Raw genomic sequence first — 6900 nt, 5'->3', positions numbered from 1 at the left:
TTGCGTCGGAACTCGCGCCGCGTCTGTGGGGCGTTGGCGGCGTGCACGGCGGAATCGCCGTCGAGGTGGGCCTCGCCCTGCCGGTGGTGCGCGTTCTTCTTCTCGAGCGCTTCCTTGAACTTGCGCTTCATGTCCTCCGAGGAGGAGCCGGCGCCTTCTTCGGTGCTCATGCTCCCGAGCCTAGGGCACGGCAGGAGCAGCGGCGAGTGTCACCGCTCCCGCCCTCGCGTGAGCCGGTCGACCCCGAGCCCGATACCGACGGCCAGGGCGACCGACACCGGGACCGCGACGAGGGGGCCGCCGGGCAGCACCGCGGCGACGAGCGCGCCGATCGCGGCCTGGTATGCCGCCCATCCGGTCGCGGCGAGCGTCACGAGAGCCAGATAGCGGGGCGGGTGGATCCGGGAGGCGCCCGCCACGAGGTTCACGGCAAGCCGGGCGAACGGGACGAAACGAGCGGTGAACAGCACCGTGGCCGTGCCGCGGTCCAGCCGGTCGCGTGCCCAGCCGAGGGCCTGCCGCATGCGGCGGCCTCTCATCCAGCCCCAGCGCTCGGTGCCGACGACGCACCCGATCAGATAGCAGCAGGTGTCACCGAGCGCTGCTGCCGCCGCCGCGCAGAGCACCACCGCCCAGAGCGCGGGCGTTCCGGTCGTCATCGCGACCGCGCCGAGGGCTGTCACGGCGATCTCCCCGGGGACGACGACGAAGAACGCGTCCCCGAGCACGAGCAGGCTCATCGCGGCCAGGCTCCAGGGACCGGCGAGGACGTCAGCGAGCAGGTCTGTCGACACCCCGCCACCCTGCCCTGAGACGGTGAACGGGAACCAACGCGCGGATAGCCGGTGACCCGTGATCCAGCATCCGGTGAACATCCGGTGCTCGACGCCGGTTTCTCGCAGCGGGGGCGAGGTGCACCGTCATCCTGAGGGGGTGAGAGTCGCGATCGTCACCGAGTCCTTCCTTCCGCACATGAACGGCGTGACCGGATCCGTGATGCAGATCCTCCGCCATCTGGAGCGCCGAGGGCACGAGGCCTGTGTGCTCGCTCCCGCCGCCACGGGCATCCCGGAGCGGTTGCACGGTGCCCCCGTCACGGCGATCCGCAGCGTGCCGCTCCCCGGATACCGGGATGTCCGCGTCGGCGCGGCGACGACCCGTCGGATCGGAACCGAGCTCGGCCGCTTCCGCCCCGATGTCGTCCACCTGGCGTCGCCGTTCGCCCTCGGGTGGCGCGGGCTGCTCGCCGCAGAACGCGGCGGCATCGGGACGGTCGCGGCCTACCAGACCGATGTGGCCGCATACACGGAGAGGTATCGCGTCGCCGCGACGACCGGCATGGCCCACGCCCATATCGCACGGCTCCACCGGCGAGCGACCCTCACGCTCGCGCCGTCCTCCGAATCCGCGCACCAGCTCGGTCGCCTCGGCGTCGACCGACTCCGATCCTGGGGGAGAGGGGTGGACGCGGAGCGCTTCCACCCCTCCCGGCGCAGCGACGCGCTCCGAGCGGAATGGGGAGCGGAGATCGTCATCGGCTACGTCGGACGCCTCGCCGCCGAGAAGCAGGTGGAGGATCTCGCCGCGCTGCACGGCATCCCCGGCGCCCGTCTGGTCATCGTCGGCGACGGGCCACGGCGGGACCGGCTGCAGGAACAGCTTCCCGACGCTCTGTTCCTCGGGAGGCTCGACGGGGATGCGCTCGCCACCGCGCTGGCCTCCTTCGACGTGTTCGTGCATCCGGGAGAGAGCGAGACGTTCGGCCAGACGCTGCAGGAGGCCCACGCGAGCGGGGTGCCCGTGGTGGCCACCGGTCGCGGAGGGCCGCTCGATCTGGTGAGGGCCGGCGTGGACGGCTGGCTCTACCGCCCCGGGGACCTCGCCGACCTCCGCCGACGCGTGACCGCTCTCGCCCGGGACGAGCAGACCCGCCGAGCGTTCGGGCACGCGGGCTGGAGCGCTGTGCAGGGACGAAGCTGGGAACACCTCGGGGATCAGCTCCTGGGGCACTTCGAGGAGGCGCGGGCGCTGCACGCCGTGGACAGCCGTCTGCGCGCTCGCCGCCTCGTCCGACCGGAACCGGCCGCGCCCGCCCCGTCGCGACGGTGGCGGCGGGTGGTCGCGCTCGGCGACTCCTTGACCGAGGGACTGTGCGACCCCGGGCCGGACGGTGCACTCCGCGGGTGGGCGGACCGGCTCGCCCTGCTCCTCGCCGCGCGGGGCGGCCTCCACTACGCCAACCTCGCGGTCCGCTCGAAGCGCGTGGCCGACGTGTGCGGCCCGCAACTGGAGCGCGCACTGGAGCTCCGACCCGATCTGGTCACCGTGCTGGTGGGCGCCAACGATCTCGTGAAGCACCGTGCCGCCGTGCCGGCGCTCGCCGCGAGCCTGGAGGCCGCCGTGCGGCGAGTGCGCGCGACCGGCGCCGACGTGGTCCTGGTCACCCCGTTCCTCCCGGACCGACGCGCGGCGGCGCTGTACACCCGGCGCTTCTCCGCCTTTGCCACGGCCCTCGCGGGGATCGCGGCGCGGACCGGTGCGATCCTCATCGACACGGATCTGCATCCGGTGCTGGCGGAGCGGCAGCACTGGGGTGAGGACCTGGTGCACCTCAGCAGTCGCGGACACCGCTTCCTCGCCTATCGGGTCGCCGAGGTGCTCGGGGTGCCGCACGCGGACGCGCTCGGACTGCTGGATGCGGCCCTGCACGAGAACGAGCCGATCGGCCGCGCGGCCTGGTGGCGGCGGCACGCGCTGCCGTGGGTGTGGCGGCGACTCCACGGCCGTGCCGCGGGAGACGGCCGTCGGGCGAAGCACGACGACTACGTCTACGTGGGGCGCTCCTCCGTCGAGCGTGACGCCAGCGTGGTCCGAGGGACGGCAGCCCTCAGCGTCGCCCCATCCCGCGGTACGTCCAGCCGGCGGCTCGCCAGGCGGCGGCGTCCAGACAGTTCCGTCCGTCGATCACGATCCGGCCCCGCACGAGCCCGCCGGCGTGCTGCGGACTGAGCTCGCGGCGGTACTCGTCCCACTCCGTGACGACGACGACGGCGTCCGCGTCCCGCAGGGCCTCATCCCTGGACGACGTGTATCCGAGCTGCGGATGCCGCGCACGGGCGTTCTCGATCGCCGCCGGGTCCGTCACCACGACATCCGCGCCGAGTCCGCGCAGCCGCACGGCCACCTCCAGCGCGGGAGAATCGCGGACGTCGTCGCTGAAGGGTTTGAAGGCCGCGCCGAGCACGGCGATCCTCCGCCCGAAGACCAGGCCGTCCAGGGCATCGACGACCAGACGCACGGCGCGATCACGCCGGCGGAGATTGATGGCGTCCACCTCGTGCAGGAAGGCGACGGCCTCGCCGCGGCCGAGCTCCTCGGCGCGGGCGGCGAACGCGCGGATGTCCTTCGGGAGGCAGCCGCCTCCGAACCCGATCCCGGAGCCGAGATAGCGGCGGCCGATGCGTGAGTCGTGGCCGAGGGCTTCGGCGAGGAGGGTGACGTCGGCACCGGCCGCTTCGGCGACCTCAGCCATGGCGTTGATGAAGGAGATCTTCGTCGCGAGGAAAGCGTTGGCGGCACCCTTGACGAGCTCCGCGGTGGCGAGGTCCGTGACCAGGAACGGGGAGCCCGCATCGATCGCCGCGGCGTATACGCGGCGGAGCAGGTCGACGGCGGCGGCACCCTCCGGGGTGTCATCGGCCCCCACCACCAGGCGGTCGGGGGTGAGCGTGTCGTGGACGGCCCAGCCTTCCCGGAGGAACTCGGGGTTCCAGGCGAGCGTCGCCCCGGTCTGTGCGATCCGACGGGCGAGGCGCGCGGCCGTGCCCACGGGGACCGTCGACTTCCCGGCCACCACCGCGCCCGGCCGCAGGTGGGGGAGCAGCCCGTCGATCGCCGCGTGGATGTAGCGGAGGTCGGCCGCGGGACCGGAGGCGGACTGCGGGGTGCCGACGGCGAGGAAGTGCACATCCGCCCCGGAAGCGGCCGCCGCATCCGAGGCGAAGCGCAACCGCCCGGATCGCAGCCCCGCGTCGAGGAGCTCGTCGAGGCCCGGCTCGAAGAAGGGCGCGGCGCCTGCGGCGAGGTCGGCCACCTTGCGCTCGTCCACGTCGACGCCCACGACGTCGTGACCGAGCGAGGCCATCGCCGCAGCGTGCACCGCTCCCAGATACCCGCAACCGATCACCGACATCCGCATGCGTCCAGCACAGCCGACCCGTCCCTCGCCCCGGCGGACGCGCGGTGAACGTCGGGTGACGGTGCGGTGTCGTGACCGAACCGCGTGAGGAACCCTCGGGACTGAGGGCGCACGCTGGTAGTGTGGTCGAGGGTGACCCCGGTCATCCGACAATTTCATATCGACTCATGGAGCGATCGGCGGAGAAGCTGGTCCCCTGTGGTGGGTTCCTCGGCACACGTCGGGTGGCTTTCTACTGGTGGCCAGCGCAGGCGAGATTCGCGGGAGTGCCCGCGCGCCCGAACCCTTCCGTTCCGCTCCTTTGAACATGCTCGCGCGTCACACGGATTCGCGAGTCTAAACAAAGAAGGAGAGACCTCTTGGAAGGTCCTGAAATCACCGCCACCGAGGCCGTTCTCGACAACGGCCGCTTCGGCACCCGCACCATCCGCTTCGAGACCGGCCGCCTCGCGCAGCAGGCTCAGGGCGCCGTCGCCGCCTACCTGGACGGCGAGACCATGCTGCTCTCGGCCACGAGCGCGGGCAAGCACCCGCGTGAGGGCTTCGACTTCTTCCCGCTGACGGTCGACGTCGAGGAGCGCTCCTACGCCGCCGGCAAGATCCCCGGCTCGTTCTTCCGTCGTGAGGGTCGCCCCTCGACCGAGGCGATCCTGGTCTGCCGTCTGATCGACCGTCCGCTGCGTCCGTCGTTCGTCGACGGTCTGCGCAACGAGGTCCAGATCGTCATCACGGTCCTCTCGATCGCCCCGGGCGAGTTCTACGACGCCCTCGCGATCAACGCCGCCTCCGCGTCGACGCAGATCTCGGGTCTGCCGTTCTCGGGCCCCGTCGCCGGTGTGCGCCTCGCGTTCATCCCCGGTCACGGCCAGCACGAGGACCAGTGGGTCGCGTTCCCGACCGCCGAGCAGGTCTCCGAGGCCGTGTTCGACCTGATCGTCGCCGGTCGCGTGGTCACCAAGGCCGACGGCTCCGAAGACGTCGCGATCATGATGGTCGAGGCCGAGGCGACCGAGGGCAGCTGGAACCTGATCAAGGCCGGCGCCACCAAGCCCGACGAGACCATCGTGGCCCAGGGCCTCGAGGCCTCGAAGCCCTTCATCGCCCAGCTCGTCAAGGCGCAGGCTGAGCTCGCCGCCACCGCGTCGAAGGAGCCGGGCGTCTACCCGGTCTTCCCCGCGTACAGCGACGAGGTCTATGACTTCGTGTCCGAGCGTGCCTTCGCCGAGCTGAGCGACGTGTACCAGATCGCGGACAAGAGCGAGCGTCAGAACGCCGACGACGCGATCAAGGATCGCGTCAAGGCCGAGCTCATCGAGGCCACCGAGGCGGGCTCGCTCCCGGCTGCGGCACCGCTGGAGTTCTCCGCGGCGTACAAGTCCGTCACGAAGAAGATCGTCCGCGGTCGCATCCTCACCGAGGGCACCCGCATCGACGGCCGCGGCCTGGCGGACATCCGTCCGCTCGACGCCGAGGTGCAGGTCATCCCGCGCGTGCACGGCTCCGCGATCTTCCAGCGCGGCGAGACCCAGATCCTGGGCGTCACCACGCTGAACATGCTCAAGATGGAGCAGCAGATCGACTCGCTGTCGCCCACGACGAGCAAGCGCTACATGCACCACTACAACTTCCCGCCCTACTCGACCGGTGAGACCGGCCGCGTGGGTTCGCCGAAGCGTCGCGAGATCGGGCACGGCTTCCTCGCCGAGCGCGCGCTCGTGCCGGTGCTGCCGAGCCGCGAGGAGTTCCCGTACGCGATCCGTCAGGTGTCCGAGGCGCTCAGCTCCAACGGCTCCACGTCGATGGGTTCGGTGTGCGCCTCGACCCTGTCGCTGCTGAACGCGGGTGTGCCGCTGCGCGCTCCCGTCGCCGGCATCGCGATGGGTCTGGTCTCCGACGAGGTGAACGGCGAGACCCGTTACGCGGCGCTGACCGACATCCTGGGTGCCGAGGACGCGCTGGGTGACATGGACTTCAAGGTCGCCGGTACCAGCGAGTTCGTCACCGCCATCCAGCTCGACACGAAGCTCGACGGCATCCCGTCGTCGGTGCTCGCGGGCGCGCTGACCCAGGCCAAGGATGCTCGTCTGACCATCCTCAACGTCCTCAACGCCGCGATCGACGCGCCTGACGAGATGGCGCCCACCGCGCCTCGCGTCATCAGCGTCCAGATCCCGGTCGACAAGATCGGTGAGCTGATCGGCCCGAAGGGCAAGACGATCAACGCGATCCAGGACGAGACCGGTGCGCAGATCTCCATCGAGGAGGACGGCACCGTCTACATCGGCGCGACCGACGGCCCCTCGGCCGAGGCCGCCCGCGCCCAGGTCAACGCGATCGCCAACCCGACCAACCCGGAGGTCGGCGAGCAGTTCCTCGGCACCGTCGTGAAGATCGCCACCTTCGGCGCCTTCATCTCGCTGCTGCCGGGCAAGGACGGCCTGCTGCACGTCACCGAGGTGCGCAAGCTCGCCGGTGGCAAGCGTGTGGAGAACGTCGAGGACGTGCTCTCCGTCGGCCAGAAGATCCTCGTCAAGATCACGAAGATCGACGACCGCGGCAAGCTGTCGCTCGAGCCCGTGCTCGACGACGCACCCGCCGCGGACGAGGCTCCGGCCGAGGACGCCGCCGCCGAGTAGGACACGGTCGGCACGGAACCCGGGTCCCTCCGTCGGGAGGGGCCCGGGTTCCGTCGTTTGATCCGT

4 protein-coding genes and 1 pseudogene are annotated in these 6900 nt (G+C 71.3%); 2 read left to right on the top strand and 3 right to left on the bottom strand.

Features of this window, described 5'->3' with window-relative positions; all coding sequences use genetic code 11:
* Window positions 1-170 (bottom strand): DUF5302 domain-containing protein (locus M4D53_RS10855; protein ID WP_396818936.1); only part of this gene is annotated, 170 nt, incomplete at its 3' end.
* Window positions 171-209: 39 nt separating this feature from the next.
* Window positions 210-794 carry a DedA family protein gene (locus tag M4D53_RS10850; protein WP_259953995.1) on the bottom strand — a complete coding sequence of 195 codons (585 nt, stop codon included), beginning with the start codon at window positions 792-794 and terminating at the stop codon, window positions 210-212.
* A gap of 178 nt (window positions 795-972) precedes the next feature.
* Here M4D53_RS10850 and M4D53_RS10845 point away from each other — a divergent pair.
* A pseudogene (locus tag M4D53_RS10845) lies at window positions 973-2634 on the top strand (GDSL-type esterase/lipase family protein); the annotation flags it as partial.
* A gap of 253 nt (window positions 2635-2887) precedes the next feature.
* Here the strand turns inward: M4D53_RS10845 and M4D53_RS10840 are convergent.
* A complete protein-coding gene (locus M4D53_RS10840; protein ID WP_259953994.1) occupies window positions 2888-4198 on the bottom strand; it encodes a UDP-glucose dehydrogenase family protein in 1311 nt (436 codons plus the stop codon).
* 359 nt (window positions 4199-4557) lie between these two features.
* On the opposite strand from M4D53_RS10840, the gene M4D53_RS10835 reads away from it, so the two are divergent.
* A complete protein-coding gene (locus M4D53_RS10835) occupies window positions 4558-6834 on the top strand; it encodes a polyribonucleotide nucleotidyltransferase (RefSeq protein WP_259953993.1) in 2277 nt (758 codons plus the stop codon).
* Window positions 6835-6900: the final 66 nt, after the last annotated feature.

Source organism: Microbacterium meiriae (assembly GCF_025143875.1).
GTDB lineage: Bacteria > Actinomycetota > Actinomycetes > Actinomycetales > Microbacteriaceae > Microbacterium > Microbacterium meiriae.
The sequence above is the reverse complement of the archived record's forward strand: the minus strand, read 5'-3'. Positions and strand labels throughout refer to the sequence as shown.

What these genes read in the sequence shown, in the direction of transcription:
- M4D53_RS10840 (WP_259953994.1), bottom strand. Translation starts at nt 4,198, where the DNA reads ATGCGGATGTCGGTGATCGGTTGCGGGTATCTGGGAGCGGTGCACGCT.